This is a genomic window from Marvinbryantia formatexigens DSM 14469 (genome assembly GCF_025148285.1).
Lineage (GTDB): Bacteria > Bacillota > Clostridia > Lachnospirales > Lachnospiraceae > Marvinbryantia > Marvinbryantia formatexigens.
In genome coordinates this window covers 2310485-2326702 of the sequence record NZ_CP102268.1, presented here as the reverse complement: position 1 = coordinate 2326702, position 16218 = coordinate 2310485, and the positions used below count along the sequence as shown (strand labels likewise).

General features: G+C 54.4%; 18 protein-coding genes and 1 pseudogene. All 19 read right to left on the bottom strand.

Features of this window, described 5'->3' with window-relative positions; genetic code table 11:
- Positions 1 to 200 precede the first annotated feature (200 nt).
- The gene (locus tag NQ534_RS11080; protein WP_006861951.1) at positions 201 to 473 is read right to left on the bottom strand and encodes a DUF6171 family protein; all 273 of its coding nucleotides are present in this window, start codon (positions 471 to 473) and stop codon (positions 201 to 203) included.
- Positions 474 to 704: 231 nt separating this feature from the next.
- Complete coding sequence (locus NQ534_RS11075) at positions 705 to 1181, bottom strand: GNAT family N-acetyltransferase (RefSeq protein WP_006861952.1); 477 nt, start codon at positions 1179 to 1181, stop codon at positions 705 to 707.
- A gap of 96 nt (positions 1182 to 1277) precedes the next feature.
- Positions 1278 to 1724 (bottom strand): EutQ-related cupin domain-containing protein, encoded by a 447-nt coding sequence (locus NQ534_RS11070; protein ID WP_006861953.1) that lies wholly within the window; start codon positions 1722 to 1724, stop codon positions 1278 to 1280.
- Between the two features lie 64 nt (positions 1725 to 1788).
- Entirely contained in the window at positions 1789 to 2982 is a 1194-nt protein-coding gene (locus NQ534_RS11065; protein WP_006861955.1) for an ethanolamine utilization protein EutH, read from the bottom strand.
- A gap of 143 nt (positions 2983 to 3125) precedes the next feature.
- Complete coding sequence (locus NQ534_RS11060) at positions 3126 to 3665, bottom strand: BMC domain-containing protein (protein ID WP_006861956.1); 540 nt, start codon at positions 3663 to 3665, stop codon at positions 3126 to 3128.
- A gap of 4 nt (positions 3666 to 3669) precedes the next feature.
- The gene (locus NQ534_RS11055) at positions 3670 to 5019 is read right to left on the bottom strand and encodes a 4Fe-4S dicluster domain-containing protein (RefSeq protein ID WP_006861957.1); all 1350 of its coding nucleotides are present in this window, start codon (positions 5017 to 5019) and stop codon (positions 3670 to 3672) included.
- 16 nt (positions 5020 to 5035) lie between these two features.
- The gene (locus NQ534_RS11050; protein ID WP_006861958.1) at positions 5036 to 5323 is read right to left on the bottom strand and encodes a EutN/CcmL family microcompartment protein; all 288 of its coding nucleotides are present in this window, start codon (positions 5321 to 5323) and stop codon (positions 5036 to 5038) included.
- A 53-nt stretch (positions 5324 to 5376) separates the two neighbouring features.
- Positions 5377 to 6171, bottom strand: coding sequence for a hypothetical protein (locus tag NQ534_RS11045; RefSeq protein WP_006861959.1), 795 nt, complete (start codon positions 6169 to 6171; stop codon positions 5377 to 5379).
- Positions 6172 to 6242: 71 nt separating this feature from the next.
- Positions 6243 to 7064 carry an ethanolamine utilization protein EutJ gene (eutJ, locus tag NQ534_RS11040; RefSeq protein WP_006861960.1) on the bottom strand — a complete coding sequence of 274 codons (822 nt, stop codon included), beginning with the start codon at positions 7062 to 7064 and terminating at the stop codon, positions 6243 to 6245.
- 99 nt (positions 7065 to 7163) lie between these two features.
- Entirely contained in the window at positions 7164 to 7811 is a 648-nt protein-coding gene (gene pduL / locus NQ534_RS11035) for a phosphate propanoyltransferase (RefSeq protein ID WP_006861961.1), read from the bottom strand.
- A gap of 52 nt (positions 7812 to 7863) precedes the next feature.
- The gene (locus tag NQ534_RS11030; RefSeq protein ID WP_006861962.1) at positions 7864 to 8706 is read right to left on the bottom strand and encodes a cobalamin adenosyltransferase family protein; all 843 of its coding nucleotides are present in this window, start codon (positions 8704 to 8706) and stop codon (positions 7864 to 7866) included.
- Positions 8707 to 8825: 119 nt separating this feature from the next.
- On the bottom strand, positions 8826 to 9110 hold the full coding sequence (gene eutM, locus NQ534_RS11025) for an ethanolamine utilization microcompartment protein EutM (protein ID WP_006861963.1): 285 nt from the start codon (positions 9108 to 9110) through the stop codon (positions 8826 to 8828).
- 69 nt (positions 9111 to 9179) lie between these two features.
- Positions 9180 to 9461 carry a BMC domain-containing protein gene (locus tag NQ534_RS11020; RefSeq protein ID WP_006861964.1) on the bottom strand — a complete coding sequence of 94 codons (282 nt, stop codon included), beginning with the start codon at positions 9459 to 9461 and terminating at the stop codon, positions 9180 to 9182.
- A 73-nt stretch (positions 9462 to 9534) separates the two neighbouring features.
- Positions 9535 to 11016: an acetaldehyde dehydrogenase (acetylating) gene (locus NQ534_RS11015; protein ID WP_006861965.1), complete on the bottom strand. Its 1482-nt coding sequence runs from the start codon at positions 11014 to 11016 to the stop codon at positions 9535 to 9537.
- 415 nt (positions 11017 to 11431) lie between these two features.
- Positions 11432 to 11689, bottom strand: a pseudogene (locus NQ534_RS21740) (BMC domain-containing protein); the annotation flags it as partial.
- 26 nt (positions 11690 to 11715) lie between these two features.
- Positions 11716 to 12366 (bottom strand): ethanolamine utilization microcompartment protein EutL, encoded by a 651-nt coding sequence (eutL, locus tag NQ534_RS11005; protein WP_006861967.1) that lies wholly within the window; start codon positions 12364 to 12366, stop codon positions 11716 to 11718.
- Positions 12367 to 12416: 50 nt separating this feature from the next.
- A complete protein-coding gene (gene eutC / locus NQ534_RS11000) occupies positions 12417 to 13364 on the bottom strand; it encodes an ethanolamine ammonia-lyase subunit EutC (RefSeq protein WP_006861968.1) in 948 nt (315 codons plus the stop codon).
- 19 nt (positions 13365 to 13383) lie between these two features.
- Positions 13384 to 14751: an ethanolamine ammonia-lyase subunit EutB gene (locus tag NQ534_RS10995; protein ID WP_006861969.1), complete on the bottom strand. Its 1368-nt coding sequence runs from the start codon at positions 14749 to 14751 to the stop codon at positions 13384 to 13386.
- A gap of 16 nt (positions 14752 to 14767) precedes the next feature.
- Positions 14768 to 16198 (bottom strand): ethanolamine ammonia-lyase reactivating factor EutA, encoded by a 1431-nt coding sequence (gene eutA / locus NQ534_RS10990; protein ID WP_006861970.1) that lies wholly within the window; start codon positions 16196 to 16198, stop codon positions 14768 to 14770.
- Positions 16199 to 16218: the final 20 nt, after the last annotated feature.

The window sequence follows — 16218 nt, the reverse complement described above, 5'->3', positions numbered from 1 at the left end:
GATATGTTGTTATGTGTCAATATATTGTGATGTGAATTTTATGTGAAAACTATTATGTTACTGTTCATTTCATTCACAGTAACTTTTTGCAGCTAACAATCTGTTCTTAAAATGCCCTGTTGTGACGCGCGGGCTGTCCCAAAAAACATTCCGTGAATTGTAACGCGCAGTCTGGTTTTCCGGACCCGATAGTCTCTTTATTATGGCACGGCATTCCATCTGCACGGCAGCGCCGGGCATTTCCGCACCTTCATGGCGGCGCGCAGCTCCACAAAGCAGCCGCAGAGACGGCACATCCCCTGCATCTGATTTTCACAATGGCTGCAGCACGCCAGCCGTTCCTCGTATATCTGCTGGCTTACACGCACTTCCTCCGGTAATCCGGCAATATAGCTTTCAAGATTCTTAAAATATTCCGCCTCCGTCTGCTCTCTGAGCAGGCATTTCCGGCAGACGCGCAGTCCTTCGCTCATTTCGTTCTCCTTCCCGGTGCCGCGGCTGCTTTTTCTCCGTCGCAAACCATGCCTTTATTCAGTTACTACATCTTCTGAACCGGATGCAGACCTGGCTTGCACACGCCGCTTTTGGCATCACAGACGCTTCCTTTTCTGCTATTATGACATTTGCCCTGTCCGATAGCAAGCATTAAAAGAGCCGGTTTTTGGCCGGCTCCCGCATTTGTTTCTTTTTTCAGATTATATTTTCTACGTTAAATCCTTCAGCATCAGATGCTCTCCGATTCCGTCAACCAGCGCGTCCGGTATCATCCCCACCTCGTAGTATCCGTTCTTTTTGTAAAACTCGAAAGCACGGACATTGAAATCGCTGACTGTCAGGGAAGCCTTCCGCTTTCCGTCCTCGCGTCCCATCTGCTCGAATTGCTTCAGCATCCAGGCTCCCACACCCTGTCCGCGAAATTCATTCTTTACGCACAGAAGAGCCAGATAGTGAAATTCGTTGGTGAATCCGTTCCGGCTGATTACCATCAGCCCCGCCTTCTCATCCCGCGGGGTCATGGCAAAGTAAAGCCGTCCTCTTCCGTCGTCCGGAAAATAGGACCGGATATAATCCTCTGTCCGGTAGGAACCGGAAAAGTACCGTTCGTGCAAAACGGAGCCTCTGGCAATCTCGTCGCACGCCCGGATGTCCTTATAATAGCCCTGTTTTAAATGCAGCTCCATCGCAGCTCTCCTTCTCTCCCCGGTCCGGGGAATTTATCCTGCCCGGCATCTTTCCGTCAGCCCGTCTCAGTTCTGTCTCTGCCCGGCAGCGTTCCGTCAGCCCAGCTCCGACCAGTTGGCGGGATACACAAAGTATGCATAACGCGTTTTATCCTGCGTCTGGAAATGAATATGGCTGTTCTTTGGAATATAGATAATATCACCAGGTCCCGCAGATATCACTCTTCCGTCAATCTCGATTTCCAGCGTTCCCTCGATAACCATATCGTACTCGTCGTAGGTCAGTGTCCACTCAAAGCTGGTGTGGTCGAGCTCCATAATGCCGCAGCCCATGCGCGGCGCTTCCTCCAGCGTCACCACATCCTTCAGCGCCACGCCCTCCTGCTGGAACGGTTCACACTTTACCGTGGAGGTTTTGATCCCGATGATACCGCTGGGATCCACGATTTTTTCAAACCCGCAGTCCGCCGTTTTCTGCTCCTGCGTGGCAGTTTCCAATACTTTTGTTATAATCTCCCGAATCAATTCTTCGCTAATATTCATACCGTCGTCCTTTCAGTTGGCCGCGCCCGCCGTTTCCGCCGGACGCGGTTTTCCATGAAACGTTTTATTTCTCTGTCGATTTAATCTTCGCAAGCAGCTTCGGAGACAGAATATTCGCCACAATCAGAGCGGTGATACCTGCCACCAGCTTACCGATAATAACCGGAGTAACCATTTCCTGGTTTACGCCTGCGGTAAATCCGAGGTGGTCGCCGAATACGAAGGCTGCGGAAACCGCGAACGCCACGTTCAGCAGCTTGCCTTTGGGATCCATCTCGCCCATGATATTAAACATGGCAATGTTGTTTGCCAGATTCGCTACCATACCGGCGGACGCCTGCTCATTGATACCAAGTACGCCGCCCAGCTTCTTCAGCACGCCGCCGAAGGTACGGGTAATCCACTCCACCATCGGGAAAGCGCCGATAAGCACGATACCAATCTGTCCGCAGGTCAGAAGACCGCTGTCCAGAGGACTTAATCCGGTCACTGCATCCTTGGTCGCCATTACGTCAAACAGCGGGAACATGATACCGGTAATCTGCTCGAATACTGCGATAGCAGTAAAAGCAGTAATTACAATCGTAACGCCTGTGCCGAATACATTAAAGCCTTTTATCATCTTTGCCGGAGCAAACCACAGTCCGATAACAATCAGAGCAGCGATAATGATAACCGGAATCAGGTTCTGCAGAATTCTTCCGATGCTCAGACTGTAGGAAGTCATGGCGCTCATAGCCAGACCGCCGACGATACAGCCGATTGGGATGGTAATCATACCTGCCAGAACACCGGCTCCCAGGTAAGACCTGTCGTCCTTGGAGATAATGCCCAGCGCTACCGGAATCGTGAATACGATGGTCGGACCCATCATGGTTCCCAGAATCAGTCCTGCAAAGTTACCGATCGCTTCATCGGACGCCAGCTCCATCGCCAGCGGATATCCGCCCATATCGCACGCCAGCAGCGTGGTGGCGAACATGGAAGGGTCTGCACCGAAGAAGGTGTAGATCGGTGTGATAATCGGTCCGAGAATCTCGGCCAGTACCGGAGCCGCCGCCACTACGCCCGCCATAGAAAGAGCAAGCGGTCCAATCGCGTTGAAGCCCTCTTCAAACTTTTCACCGTACCCTTTTTTATTGCCGCGGATTTTATCGATGGCTCCCACCAGCATAAAAATCATCATGATCATCATAATTACGGAGTTAATTGATATGTTTTGTACCCATGCTGAAACACTCTCTGTAAATACGCTCATATTTTCTCCTTTCCCTGAGCCCCGCACCCCCGCCGCTGCTTACGGTACCCCGTCTCCGGCTTTATGTAAACAACCGCCTGTCATTCCTTTCCGGCAGGTTTCTCTCAGGCTTTCCTTAATTTTTTTCCTCCTGCTTGCCTCTCTTACAGAAGGGAATTGAACAGCTTCCTGTCGGGACGCGGAATCACCGTGGTTCCAACCAGCAGCTCGCTTCCCCTGGACGCGGCCTCAACCGCGGCTCTCACAGCTCCCACGTCGCCGGTGAGGGTTACGTACCCCTTTCCGCCGATGGCAAATCCGATATGGACCTCCATCAGCGTGACATTCGCCGCCTTCGCCGCCTTGTCCGCAGCGGTAATCGCCGCGGCTACGGAATAAAACTCCAGCACGCCCACCGCGCCGTAATCCGGCACCTGCGTTGTCCCCGTCATCGCCGGAATCAGGGTGGGATGGACATTCGGCAAAAGCAGGGTATCCACTACGCACTCGCCGCCCCTTGATATGCCCTCCTTCATGGATGCACGCACATCGCCGGTATCGCCCCCGATTAAAATCATAAATTTCCCCGGACACACGGTAGAGGAACGGAGTAACTCAATCTGCGCCGCCTTGACCATATAATCACAGGTCTCAATGCCCCTTGCAATACTGTTTAATTCAACCATGCCAATCGCCAGACTCATGTTTTCACTCCTTTCCGCAGCGGATACGCGCGCCTTTTTCTGTTATTTCTTCCACCACTCCGTCCACGCTGGAGTGAATGTTGGCGGAGAGTCCCTCCGCGGCAGCCGCCAGCAGTTCGCCCCTGGCTACCGTATCTCCCGCCTTTTTCACCGTTTCCGCCGGTTTCCCGATATGCTGGGAGAAGGGAATGAACACCGTCTCCGGATAAAGTTCCCGGCACTCCTGCGGATGCTTTCCATAATATTTACTCAGATCCAGCCTCGCCACCAGACGGTTTGTGGGCGTCTTGCGCTCATCCACAAATTCCCGCGCATGTGCCTCCGGATTCTTCGGCACCTGGATCCCCCGTTTCCGCAGCTCGCCCTTCATGTACTCGTTCACCTTGCGCGGGGAGAGCCCCATCGGGCAGGCGAACATTTCGCACACACCGCAGCTGCAGCAGTTTGCAGCGTCGCCGAACATCTTCAGAAATTCCTCATCGTCCTTCGCCGTCTCCTCGCGCCACAGATTCCGCATCACCAGATTCGGTCTCATCTGATGCCCTATCAGATATCTCGGACACAGGTCCGTACACATCCGGCACTGGATACAGGCGCTCCTCGTCTGCCGCTTTATGGTCTCCATCGGAAGCGCCGCTCTTTTAAACAGATAGTGCTCCTTTGGCAGGACCATAATATTTCCGGTTGTCTTCGTCACCACCGCCGCTTCCATAGCCGTCCGCTCCGTCAGCTGTTTTCCCATCATGGGCCCGCCCATGATCAGAGCATAATCGGAGATCAGAGGCTGTGCCTCCTTCACGCATTCCAGCACCGGCGTCCCCACCGGCACACGCAGAAGCAGCGTCTGGCGCACCTCTCCCACCACGGACAGGTATTTCTCCGTGACAGGCTTTCCCTCCAGGGCATCGGCGATGTTCAGCACCGTGCCCACATTATCTACCACACAGCCCACGTCGGAAGGAAGCCCTCTCTCCGGCACGCTTCTTCCCGTTACCTGCTGTATCAGCGTCTGTTCGTCTCCCGCCGGGTAAAAATACCCCAGCCCGAAAATCTCCACATCGCTTCCGCACGTTTCCACAGCCTGCTTCAATGCGGCGATTTCCCTCTCATATTTTGCCTTCAGGGCAATTACTTTTTTAGAGGCTCCCAGAAAGTCTGCGATCACCGGAATCGTCCGGACAATCCGCTCTGCCCAGGTACGGCACAGATATTTGTCCGTTTCAATCAGCGGCTCGCATTCCGCGGCGTTTACAATAAAATATTCCACCTTTGTATTCAGCTTCACATGGGTCGGGAAGCCGGCGCCCCCGGCACCCACGACCCCTGCCGCCTTAACAGTCTCTATCAGGTTCATAAGCAGCCTCTTTTCTTTACTGTTCCAGGACAGACCGGTCAATTTCCAAATCGTCCACAATTCCAACCACCGTAGCGTCCACCGGAATGGAGGTATCTCCCGCAGCGTTTCTCGCAGAGCTGCCGCCCACAAGAATCACGGTCTCCCCCACGCCTGCCCCGATGGTGTCAGCGGCAACCAGAGGCGACTTGTCCGCCGTCCCGTCCAGAACATCGATGGGCTTTACCAGGAGCAGCTTCAGACCCGACAGCTTTTCTTCCTTTCTGGTTGCCCAGATATTTCCTATTACCTTTGCGACCTGCATACTATCTCTCCTCTGGTTACTGTTCTGCACCGGACAGTAACTTTTTTCACATTTTACTCTTTTACCAGACGGATATTTCCTGCCGCCGCGGCATCCCGCGCCAGCGCCGTCACGATATTCCTTTCCGTGACGCGGATCACCTTCACATTGTTCCGGTTCGCCTCAATGACATCCCGCTCGGTAATCACTCTTTTACAGAAGGTAATTTCTTTTTCCGCCCCGCCCTCTGCCGGAGCACTTTCTTTCGGATTCTCCGCAGCAGGAGCCCCCTCAGGAGCTTTTTCTGCCGGGATGTTCTCCTTCAGAGCCTCCGCCGCCAAAGCGCTTTCTCCCAGAATGCAGTCCTCAAGCTTCCCTGCAGGACAGATTTTCAGTCCCCAGGACACCAGCTTATCCAGCTTTGTCTGCATCATGCACCGGTAAGAGCCAGGGGCGCCCGCCGGATACCGGCAAAGCTCCACTTCCTCCTGTGCGGCATAAAGCTTTTTCCCCGACAGCAGCGCCTCCGCCGCCAGCTTTGTGTAGGGCGTATCCGTAATTCCGGACGCAATTTTGCACATCGCTTCCGTCGTCAGGTTAAACAGAACCACCGTATCGATGCTGTCCATATCCACCTGATACTCCTGCAGCAAAGCGCAGCTGGTCCGGTATTTTTCTTTTATCCGGCTGCTCTCCAGCAGCTTATGGCAGTCGCAGCCGTGCTCCTGCGTCAGTATCAGCAGCCCCGGCAGCTTATCTATTTCCGCCAGCGCCTCCGCTATCTGCTCCGCCGTCACGCTCTCTCCCGCCTGCGCCAGCCTGTCCGCCACACGGGCAACAATCTGCGCGATCATTTCTTTCTTTTCCACGTTATCTCCTTTCTCCTGAAGTAAACCGCCTCCGGCTCTGTTCCCGGTTTCTTTGTCTATAACAGCCCAGCTTATTCAGAAAGGATACAATTCATCGCGATTCCCGCAGGCGTTACCAGGAAAGGATTGTCCGGCTTGACAGTGCGGATGCCCGTCACCTTCTCAAAAACCGTCTCGATTCCTGTCAGGCAGGTGGTTCCGCCGCACAGATAGATGGTATCCGTCCGGGACGGGTCAATGTATTTTTTCACAATCGTCGCCATCTTTTCAATCACTGGCCGCACCACCGGCAAAATCTCCTTATGTCTGGCATAATCCTGCTTAATCGTCTCTGCTTCCGCAAAGGATATATGATAATTCCCCGCCAGTACCAGCGAAAGATGTGTACCTCCGGTCGGTTCATCCTCAATCTGCACGACCTTTCCGTCATGGAACATCGCCAGTCCCGTGGTTCCTCCGCCGATATCCACCACTACGCCGTCGGATATCTGATAAACAGCATTGGCAGCCGTCGGCTCATCCAGCACATTCGTAACCTCAAAGCCTGCCGACTCCGCCACGTAGCGGTGTGTCTGCACGCTGGATTCCGTACCGGCGGGCATGGCGATCGCACAGTCCGTCAGTTCCTCTCCCAGCCGCTCCTCAAGCCGGTCCTTCAGCTCCTTTACTATCCGGCAGGCGCCGCTGTAATCTACCACTACGCCGTCCCGCAGAACATCCGCCGCCTTCTTCTCGCACGCCACCGGCTGATTTTCCTCGTCCAGCACCACCAGTACGATGTATGCCGTTCCAAGGTCCAGCCCGGTTTTCAGACGCCCGGCATGGGGCAGAACCTTTTTCTCAGATTCCTCCACTCTGCTCATATACTCGTTGACACGCTGCAGGTCCATCATATATTCTTGCTCCTTTTATTTTCTGATGATGGGGTCAAAAGGTATTTTGACCCCTGTGATACCGGATTGCTCCGTACTTCGTACTCTCGCAATCATTTTCTATAAAATGCTTCGTCCGATTCCTTCCGCTTCCACCTTCCGCACAATGCGTCCCAGTGTAAAGCCCTGCACACCGGCTGCATTCGCCTCGTCAAAGTCGATATGCATCCTGCAGGAAAAATTTTTGCTGACGCGGATAATCACGTCGTTAAAAATCACCGGACGTTCGCTGTAAACCTCCACAGAAACCCGTTCCTTATCCTTCAGCTTCAGTCTCCTGGAATCCGCCTCCGTCACATGGATGTGGTTGTGGGCGATAATCACGCCCTCCTTTACCTCCAGCGTTCCGCAGGGTCCCTCAATCGTAACAGAACCGGAGCCCGCCAGGTCTCCCGACTCCCGCTTGGGAGCCTTCACGCCCAGTGCCACACAGTCGCTTTTGGAAAGCTCCACCTGCGTAGCGCTGCGCGCCGGACCCAGGACCGCCACGCGCTCCATCGTTCCCTTCGGTCCGATCAGCTTCACGCGCTGGCCGGAAAGGAACTGTCCCGGCTGGGACAGCGGACGTACCGGCTCAAGAGAAGCCCCCCTGCCGAAGAGCACCTCCACATCCTGTTCCGTCAGATGTACGTGTTTCGCGGACACCTCGATTTCCACAAATCCTGCCATATGGATGGCATCCACCACCGCCGTCACAATATCTTTCATCCGTTTCCTCCGCTTCTATGGCAGCAGTTCAGCCCGGCTTCCCTGTTGCCCTCTATGCGCCGTACTGTCCTGCCAGATATTTGCACATCATGATATGCAGCGCGCTCGACAGGCGGTTCAGCTCCTCTATGATGTCGTTTCTGATATATTTCTTGTCCACATGAAAAGCGGTGCACGCCGCCACTTCCGTCTCACGGACCGCCGTGCGCAGCTTATTCAGTATGGCGTACTCTGTGCCCATTGTGTAGTCCGGAAGAATCATCTGTTTAATACTGTAATATTTCATGGGATTGTGTGAATGCTCGCGAAGCTCCTTATGGGTGAGTCCGATGATGGTTTCTGTCCTCATCTTTTCATCCAGTACATCGCACCGCATCATTTCCCTGAGGTCCTTCAGTATATCTCCCAGATCCTCAAGCAGCGCCTGGCTGCCGCCGCCCGCCTTTATCATCGCCTGCGCCAGCACCACCGACGCCTGCAGGGAATCCAGCTTTCCGCGGAACAGAATCCGCGGATGGTCCTTGCAGACCAGCATATTTCCGGAAAGCTGCGTCATATGCTCCGGCTTGTCATAATAAAATGCTCCCGTCTCATAATCCACATATTTCGGTCTGGGCTGCCCGTTCTCCTGTCCGGGGACCTCCACCTTTTTAGGCGGCGGCACCTCTGTCGCCACCACCCTCGGCTTATCCGCGGACGGCGCCTCTTCCTTCTTCACCGGAGTCTTCATCTGGTATCTGCCGGTATCTCCGCCTTCTTTTTCAAAGCGGATTTTGCGCTGCTGAAGATATTCTCTCGCCGCCGGTGTCAGTATCTTTCCCTTGGGAATAATATATACTTCCGGCTGGCTGTTTCGAAGTTCATAGCGAAGGATTTCTTCCGTGATTGCTTTCACGCTGTATCCCCCTTCCCTGGTTTCCGGCGCCGCTCTCCGCCATCTTATCCGCAATGCGCGGAGGCTGCGCCTTTTTCTTTGCCTGTCTCAGACCGCATGGCTCTGCGGCCACGGCAGCCTTATTTCTCCAGAGACGGAAGGATAAATTCTACTTCCTCGTGCGGTCTCGGAATTACGTGTACGGAAATCAGCTCTCCTACACGCTCTGCCGCCGCCGCGCCTGCGTCCGTAGCTGCCTTTACAGCTCCCACATCGCCGCGCACCATTACGGTTACAAGTCCGCCGCCCACGTGCTCCTTGCCGATAAGCGTTACGTTTGCCGCCTTGACCATCGCATCCGCTGCCTCAATGGAAGCTACCAGTCCTTTTGTTTCAATCATTCCCAGTGCCTGTGTAATAGCCATTTTCTACCTCATTTCCGCGCCCGGAGCGCTTTTTTGTATGCCTGCGCCCGCATCAGCGGGCATCTCTGTCTACTTCAATGTCGGGAGGATAAACTCCACTTCCTCATGCGGTCTCGGAATTACGTGTACGGAAATCAGCTCGCCTACGCGCTCCGCCGCCGCTGCGCCTGCGTCGGTCGCCGCTTTTACAGCTCCCACATCGCCGCGCACCATTACGGTTACAAGTCCGCCGCCTACGTGTACTTTGCCGATAAGCGTTACGTTTGCCGCCTTAACCATTGCATCCGCCGCCTCGATGGACGCAACCAGACCCTTTGTTTCAATCATTCCCAATGCCTGTGTAACAGCCATGATATACTCCTTTCCAAGCCGGGCGCTCTCCCGGCTCTGTCCCTGTGATTTCTATTATCCTGTGATGCCGGGGTCAGAAGCCCTTCATTTTGGCAATCACATTTCTCACAATCTCATCAATGTCAATCTTGCTCAGGTCTACCGCTTCACGGCAGATGCCGTCTTCGCAGTCCGGAATCTCCGCGCGGATATCATCCAGCTCCTTCTGCCCGTACGCCACGTAGCGCAGGTTCAGAAGCTGCATGGGCCCCACGTTCTCCGAGGTGGCGCTTCCGCCGATAGCCCCGCATCCCAGTGTCAGCGCCGGCTGCAGGGATGTGGTCGCTCCGATGCCGCCCAGCGCGCTGGGCGTATTCACCATGATTCTGGATGCCGGTACTCTCTTCGCAAAATAGTCCACCATTTTCTCGTCATTTGTGTGCATGGAGAAGGTATGTCCCGCGCCTTCGTACTGAAGAATGGTGCAGACCTTTTCGCACACATCCACGTAATCGGAGCCGGTATAAAACGCCATAATCGGACCAAGCTTTTCGTTGGAGTAGGGATGTCCCCTGCCCACGCCGGTCTCTCTTGCCACCAGCACTCTCGCATCCGCCGGCACCTTATCCAGATGCGCCAGAGACGCGATGGTCTTTACGCTCTTTCCTACGATTTCCGGATTCATGGTACCGTTGGCTCTCAGGATAAAGCGTCCAAGCTGCTCCCGCTCCTGCTCATCCAGGAAATAAGCCCCCTGGCGCTCCATTTCCGCCTGCACCGCTTCCGCCATGTCCTCATCACAGATGACAGACTGCTCGGATGCGCAGATGGTTCCATTGTCAAAGGTTTCAGAATCCATGATTCTCTTTACCGCCAGCGGCAGATCACATGTTTTCTCCAGATACGCCGGTCCGTTTCCGGGACCTACGCCGATAGCGGGCGTTCCTGAAGAATATGCCGCTTTCACCATAGCGGAGCCGCCGGTTGCTAAAATCAATGAGATATCCCGGTGATGCATCAGCGAATTTGTAGCCTCCATCGTGGGGATGCTGATGCAGGAAACCAGATTTTCATTGGCTCCCGCTTCCGCGATAGCCTGCCGGATTACCTTCACGGTCTCCATAATGCTGCGCAGCGCTGTCGGATGCGGCGAAAATACGATTGCATTTCCGGCTTTAATAGCAATCTCCGCTTTATAAAGCGCCGTGGAGGTGGGGTTTGTGGAGGGAATCAGTCCCGCGATCACACCCACCGGAACCGCGATCACCCGCAGTCCCTTTTCCTCGTCTCTGCTCAGCTCGCCAATGGTTTTCATGTCTTTAATATGCTCGTACACGCCGCGGCTGCCAAATACATTTTTTACGACCTTATCTTCCACGACGCCGAAGCCGGTGTCCTCCCAGGCCATCTGCGCCAGCCGTTTTGCGTTGCGCACGCCCGCGTCCGCGATTGACCTGACGATCCGGTCAACCTGCTCCTGATTCATGCGGGTCAGCTCCCGCTGCGCCTCCTTTGCTGCTTCCACCAGCTCACGGACTTCCTGTACAGACATCAGGTCTTTGTCAATCAATTTCATAATGTCCTGTCTCCTTACTGTAACAGTTCAGCCAGGCTGCCCTGTTACTCCCTGTTCTCTACTGCTCTGGCTGCTTTTTTTCTGCTTCCTCCAGAAACTGCAGAATTTTCTCCATCAGCTCCTGCTTCTTCGCATACCGGATTTCCTTTCTGGTCATATTATCTATCTGCAGCTTTCTGGCAATATCCCGCAGCTTCACCACAGGCATCCGCGAGAGGGCGGCTTCCGTATATTCCACAGGAGCATCCTCCGCAGATATCTCCTCCTCAGAAGGCTCCTCCTGCGTTGCGTCCTCCGTCCGGATTTCTGCTTCCGGCTTCACCGTTCCGGTCTCTTGCTTTCCGGATTCCGGCTCCGGCTTCTCCGCTTCCAGTGCTTCCGGCACAGGTTCCGGTCCTTCGCCGTCCGGCATTTTCAGCACAGGCTCCAGCTCTTCATGAGGCCTTGCGATCACATGGACGCTGATAAGCTCGCCCACCCGCTCCGCCGCTGCTGCTCCGGCATCTGTCGCTGCTTTTACAGCGCCCACATCTCCGCGGACCATCACTGTCACCAGTCCTCCGCCGACCTGCTCCTTGCAGGTGAGGGTCACATTTGCAGCCTTCAGCATGGCATCCGCCGCCTCGACGGCGGCTACCAGCCCCCGTGTTTCAATCATGCCCAAAGCTTTCATATATCAGTCCTCCGTCTATCCGGAAGCTACTCGATCGGACGGTCAGCAACAGACTCTACTGCCGCGGCAAATGCATCGCAGGCAGACTTGCACGCAGACTGGCTTCCGGTCAGCAGCGCACCGCCAAAGTTTGTCTCAGAAGGCGGCGCATACAGAACGCAGCACTTTACGTCAGCCGCCTTCAGCGCGGCATCTACTCCATACATTGCTTCAAGCGGCGGTGCGATCAGATACGCGATTGCCTCTCCTTCCGGAATACCGCAGCCCGCGGACAGATAAGAACCTGTTCTGGAAATGCAGTGTGCATAGTAGCAGATGGTGTCGTCGTCATTTGCAGACACAAAGTGGCACACATTTTCAATCATATCAACTGCGGCTTCCAGTCCCGCCTTTGCCTCCGCCGGATTCGGCGCCGCCAGAATACCGATGATCTCACCGGCAAGCGCTGTGTTGGCATTCGCCGCGCCTGCGTAAAAGCTCTTTGCGTAAACTACTTCGCAGTCCGCTTTCTTTGTCGCTTCATCGAGAGCGGTATAGGTAACGTCATCGCTGTCTGCGGTGATCAAAGCCAGAGATTTCTGGTCCGGTCTTAACTGCAGCTGTTTTGCCAGGTCTGCGGAAACATTGGGAATCAGTCTGGTTGCAAGCACCTTTGCTGGCAATGGGTCTCTTTTCATGATAAATACCTCCGTATATTTTAAAATCTGTGTTCCTTCCGGAACAATCCTTAAAGTTTCAGCTCTGTTCCGCTGACCTTGCGTTCGAGCATAATTTTGATAATCTCGGCGATATGCGCGCCTGCCTCCGCCGGGATGGTACCTGCGCTGTGAATATTGGAAACCACGGTACGTCTTGCCTCCGGCATACCGACCGTAGCCTTGTATGCGATATAGGCGGACATCGACGTCGCTGTGATCAGACCCGGTCTCTCGCCGATCAGTACGCAGACCACATCCGCGCCAAGCAGCTCGCTGATTTCATCCTCCACGCCCACACGGCCATATTTTACAAAGAAGGGCGTTCCCACATCGATCCGGTAGCTCTCCAGACCCTGCATAATAGCGGGAAGCAAATCACCGATATTGGCTGCCACCGCCGCCGAGGAAAGTCCGTCGGATACATAAATCTGGACGGTCGGATTCTTTTTGCATTTTTCCTTAATGGTCTCCACTGCTTCCGCAGAGAGCTTTCTTCCAAGGTCCGGACGCGTCAGGTACGTATCCTTGCTGTCGCACTGTGTCTGTACGATAAACAGCCCCTGGTCCTTTACAAAGTCCTCATCCACATCGTTGAATACCGCATCCTGCGCCGCGGAATGCGCCGCCCGGAATTCAAGCTGCGGCAGTGTTCTGTATCTTGCTCCTGCTTTTCCGATACCCAGACGGCAGGGAGCCGCATACTTCTGCTCCGCGTAAGCTTCCTTATTCTGCGGATTTTCTACCAGATACTGGGTACGGATATCAATCTCTGTGATATCCTCCAGGCAGCCGTCCTCAATAACGGAGGGCTCCAGCGCTACCCCTTTTTTCGGAATCTTAAGACCGCCCTCTGCCGCCGGTGCCGGCGCAGAAGCTGCAGCCTCCGCTGCTGGCGCATCTTCCTTCATATCTGCGGGGGAGACATTCATCTCCTGTAATACCTGTTCGATAATCGCTCTTAAATCCTTTGCTTCCATTGAATTGTCCCCTCCTTCCTTATTTCATGAATACAGACGCGTCGCCTGCCAGTTTTGTCAGTTTACCGTTCTCCGAGAAGCCCATCTTCTCCAGCCACTGGTCAAATTCCTTAATCGGACGAAGACCGAATACCTCACGCAGAGCCGCCGCCTCATGATAACCGGTGCACTGATACATCAGCATACAGTCGTCGCCCTGCGGCACGCCCATGATATAGTTGCAGCCCGCCGCAACCAGAAGCGTGGCAAGATTTTCGATATCATTCTGGTCTGCCTTCATGTGGTTCGTGTAGCAGGCGTCGCAGCCCATAGGAATACCGGTGAGCTTGCCCATAAAGTGGTCCTCCAGACCGGCACGGGTTACCTGCTTGGAATCATACAGATACTCCGGTCCGATAAATCCTACTACCGTATTTACCAGGAACGGCTGGAACCGCTTCGCAAAGCCGTAGCAGCGCGCCTCCATCGTCACCTGGTCCCATCCGTTGTGCGCTTCAGAAGAAAGCTCGGAGCCCTGTCCTGTCTCGAAATACATAACGTTCGGACCGGTCGCGGTGGAATTCGTCAGCATCGTCTGGCGTCCTTCCTCCAGCATTGCCGCTGTCAGACCGAAGGCTTCATTTCCCTTCTGGGAACCGGCGATTGACTGGAACATCAGATCCAGCGGAGCGCCGAAACGCTGTGCCGCTTCTGTCTGTGTGGTAACGTGCGCCAGTACACAGATCTGGGTGGGCACTTCCCATTTATTTTTAAACTCGTCAAACATCTTCAGAATACGGGCAACGCTCTCCACGGAATCGTCCACCGGATTCAGTCCGATAACCGCATCGCCGCAGCCGAGGGAAAGTCCTTCCATAACGGAAGCAATGATGCCCTTCGGGTCGTCGGTCGTGTGGTTTGGCTGCAGACGGGAAGAAAAGGTTCCCGGCAGACCGATGGTCGTATTGCAGTGAGCGGATACGCGCATCTTCTTTGCCGCGTAAATCAGGTCCAGATTGCTCATCAGCTTGCAAACGCCCGCCACGATTTCGGAGGTCAGTCCTCTGGACGCTCTGCGTATCATTTCCGGCGTGGTGTTTACATCCAGCAGCCACTCACGGAATTCCGCTATGGTCCAGTTCTTCATGGTATTGAAAATCTGCTCGTTCACATCGTCCTGGATGATTCTTGTAACCTCGTCCTCCTCGTAGGGAACCGCCGGATTGTTTCTTAAATCATTCAGCGTCAGATTTGAAAGAACGAATTTTGCCGCAACTCTCTCCTCTGCGGTCTCTGCAGCGATACCTGCCAGTTTATCGCCGGATTTTTCTTCGTTTGCCTTTGCCATGACTTCTCTTACAGATTTAAACTCGTAGACATGACCAAACAGCTTTGTCTTTAAAATCACTCTCCATCACCTCTTTCTAAGTATTAAACACCAGTGTCTTGTTGACTACCGGAAGTACCTGTCCCCCGACAAGGGGTTCTCCGATGTCAATATAATCTCCGCCGGATGTGTGGATGCGGTCGATGCAGATGACCGGCTTTTCATGCCTGAGTTTTACGTCCAGCGCATTTCCAAGAACCTTGCCGATATCGTTTTCCACCACCACGATCAGCGGGTATTCGCTCTTTATCACCTCCTGTGCTCCTTTGATCAGCGCGTCTGCCAGCTCCTGGATTTCCCGGAAGCCGGTACGCTTCTTACCCAGAAACGCAATCGCCACATACTCCAGCACGCCTTCGCTGCGGAACATGGGAAGCTGCGTTCTTATCGTCTCTGCAAATGTATCAAGATTTTCCTCATCCTCAGCAGAAACCTTGAGAACCGGAATATTCTTAATCGGTAAATATTTTTTATCGTAGCGGATCGTGCTGCCGCTGACGTCCGTCGCATGGGTACCGGCCCCGACCACCGTTGCCCGGATGGTTTCCTTTGCCTGGTAACGGACCAGCGCGGAGAGCTTTTCATTTTCCCGCACCGCCCTTCCCAGAAGTACGCCGATATCGCCGTACCGGAAGGGGTCTGTATCATCTGTGTGATAAATACAGTCCGCCACACCGCCGGAATACGTCAGTGCCGCTGCCCGCGGCTTTTCCGGGAGCATGGAGCCGTCGTTCGTGTACATTCCCTTATGCGCTCCGTCCGCCGGAAGCAGATAGAGGGATTTCGCCAGCTCGTCCGCCATCAGGCGGCATATCCGGTACAGCTTTTCCTCATCCGCCCGCTCCCCCACCGCAATGGAGATTCCGTGAAGCTTCGCCAGCTCCGCGATTTTGGGAAAAATGTAGGAAATTTTCCCCTCCTGGAGCTTTATCAGACGTCCTCCGATATCCAGACAGCAGGTGCCCCGCAGAACGCCCTTTTCATAAAGCGCAATGTTTGTGGTTCCGCCTCCGATATCCAGGTTCGCCACTACCGTGCGGTGCTCCTCCGAGAGCACATCCGCTCCGGCTCCTCTGGCAGCCAGCACGGATTCCAGGTCCGGTCCCGCCGTAGCCACCACAAAATCTCCCGCAAAATCAGAGAGCGCCGCCAGCACCTCGTTGGCATTCTTTTTTCTTGCCGTCTCGCCGGTGATAATCACCGCGCCCGTGGAGAGGTCCTCCGGCTTCATACCAGCCGCTTCATATTCCTGGCTGACAATCTTTTTTACCGCCTCCGCATCGATTTCCGTCGCGGAGCACAGGGGCGTAAAATAAATCCTGCTGCGGTAGAACACTTCCTTTTCCACGATGCTCACCCTGGGCACCGTATAGCTTCCCGCCACGTTTTCCACCACCAGCCGGCTGAATACAAGCTGTGTGGTAGATGTACCGATATCAATGCCTATACTTTTAATTGTTTCCTGCATACCAAGCCTCCTGATACCGG

Coding starts and splice junctions, on each gene's coding strand:
- NQ534_RS11075 (WP_006861952.1), bottom strand. CDS start 1,181: ATGGAGCTGCATTTAAAACAGGGCTATTATAAGGACATCCGGGCGTGC.
- NQ534_RS11065 (WP_006861955.1), bottom strand. CDS start 2,982: ATGAGCGTATTTACAGAGAGTGTTTCAGCATGGGTACAAAACATATCA.
- eutJ (WP_006861960.1), bottom strand. CDS start 7,064: ATGATGGACCTGCAGCGTGTCAACGAGTATATGAGCAGAGTGGAGGAA.
- eutM (WP_006861963.1), bottom strand. CDS start 9,110: ATGGCTATTACACAGGCACTGGGAATGATTGAAACAAAAGGACTGGTA.
- NQ534_RS11050 (WP_006861958.1), bottom strand. CDS start 5,323: ATGCAGGTCGCAAAGGTAATAGGAAATATCTGGGCAACCAGAAAGGAA.
- eutA (WP_006861970.1), bottom strand. CDS start 16,198: ATGCAGGAAACAATTAAAAGTATAGGCATTGATATCGGTACATCTACC.
- pduL (WP_006861961.1), bottom strand. CDS start 7,811: ATGAAAGATATTGTGACGGCGGTGGTGGATGCCATCCATATGGCAGGA.
- NQ534_RS11055 (WP_006861957.1), bottom strand. CDS start 5,019: ATGAACCTGATAGAGACTGTTAAGGCGGCAGGGGTCGTGGGTGCCGGG.
- eutL (WP_006861967.1), bottom strand. CDS start 12,366: ATGAAAAGAGACCCATTGCCAGCAAAGGTGCTTGCAACCAGACTGATT.
- NQ534_RS11070 (WP_006861953.1), bottom strand. CDS start 1,724: ATGAATATTAGCGAAGAATTGATTCGGGAGATTATAACAAAAGTATTG.
- eutC (WP_006861968.1), bottom strand. CDS start 13,364: ATGGAAGCAAAGGATTTAAGAGCGATTATCGAACAGGTATTACAGGAG.
- NQ534_RS11080 (WP_006861951.1), bottom strand. CDS start 473: ATGAGCGAAGGACTGCGCGTCTGCCGGAAATGCCTGCTCAGAGAGCAG.
- NQ534_RS11015 (WP_006861965.1), bottom strand. CDS start 11,016: ATGAAATTGATTGACAAAGACCTGATGTCTGTACAGGAAGTCCGTGAG.
- NQ534_RS11060 (WP_006861956.1), bottom strand. CDS start 3,665: ATGAGTCTGGCGATTGGCATGGTTGAATTAAACAGTATTGCAAGGGGC.
- NQ534_RS11020 (WP_006861964.1), bottom strand. CDS start 9,461: ATGGCTGTTACACAGGCATTGGGAATGATTGAAACAAAGGGTCTGGTT.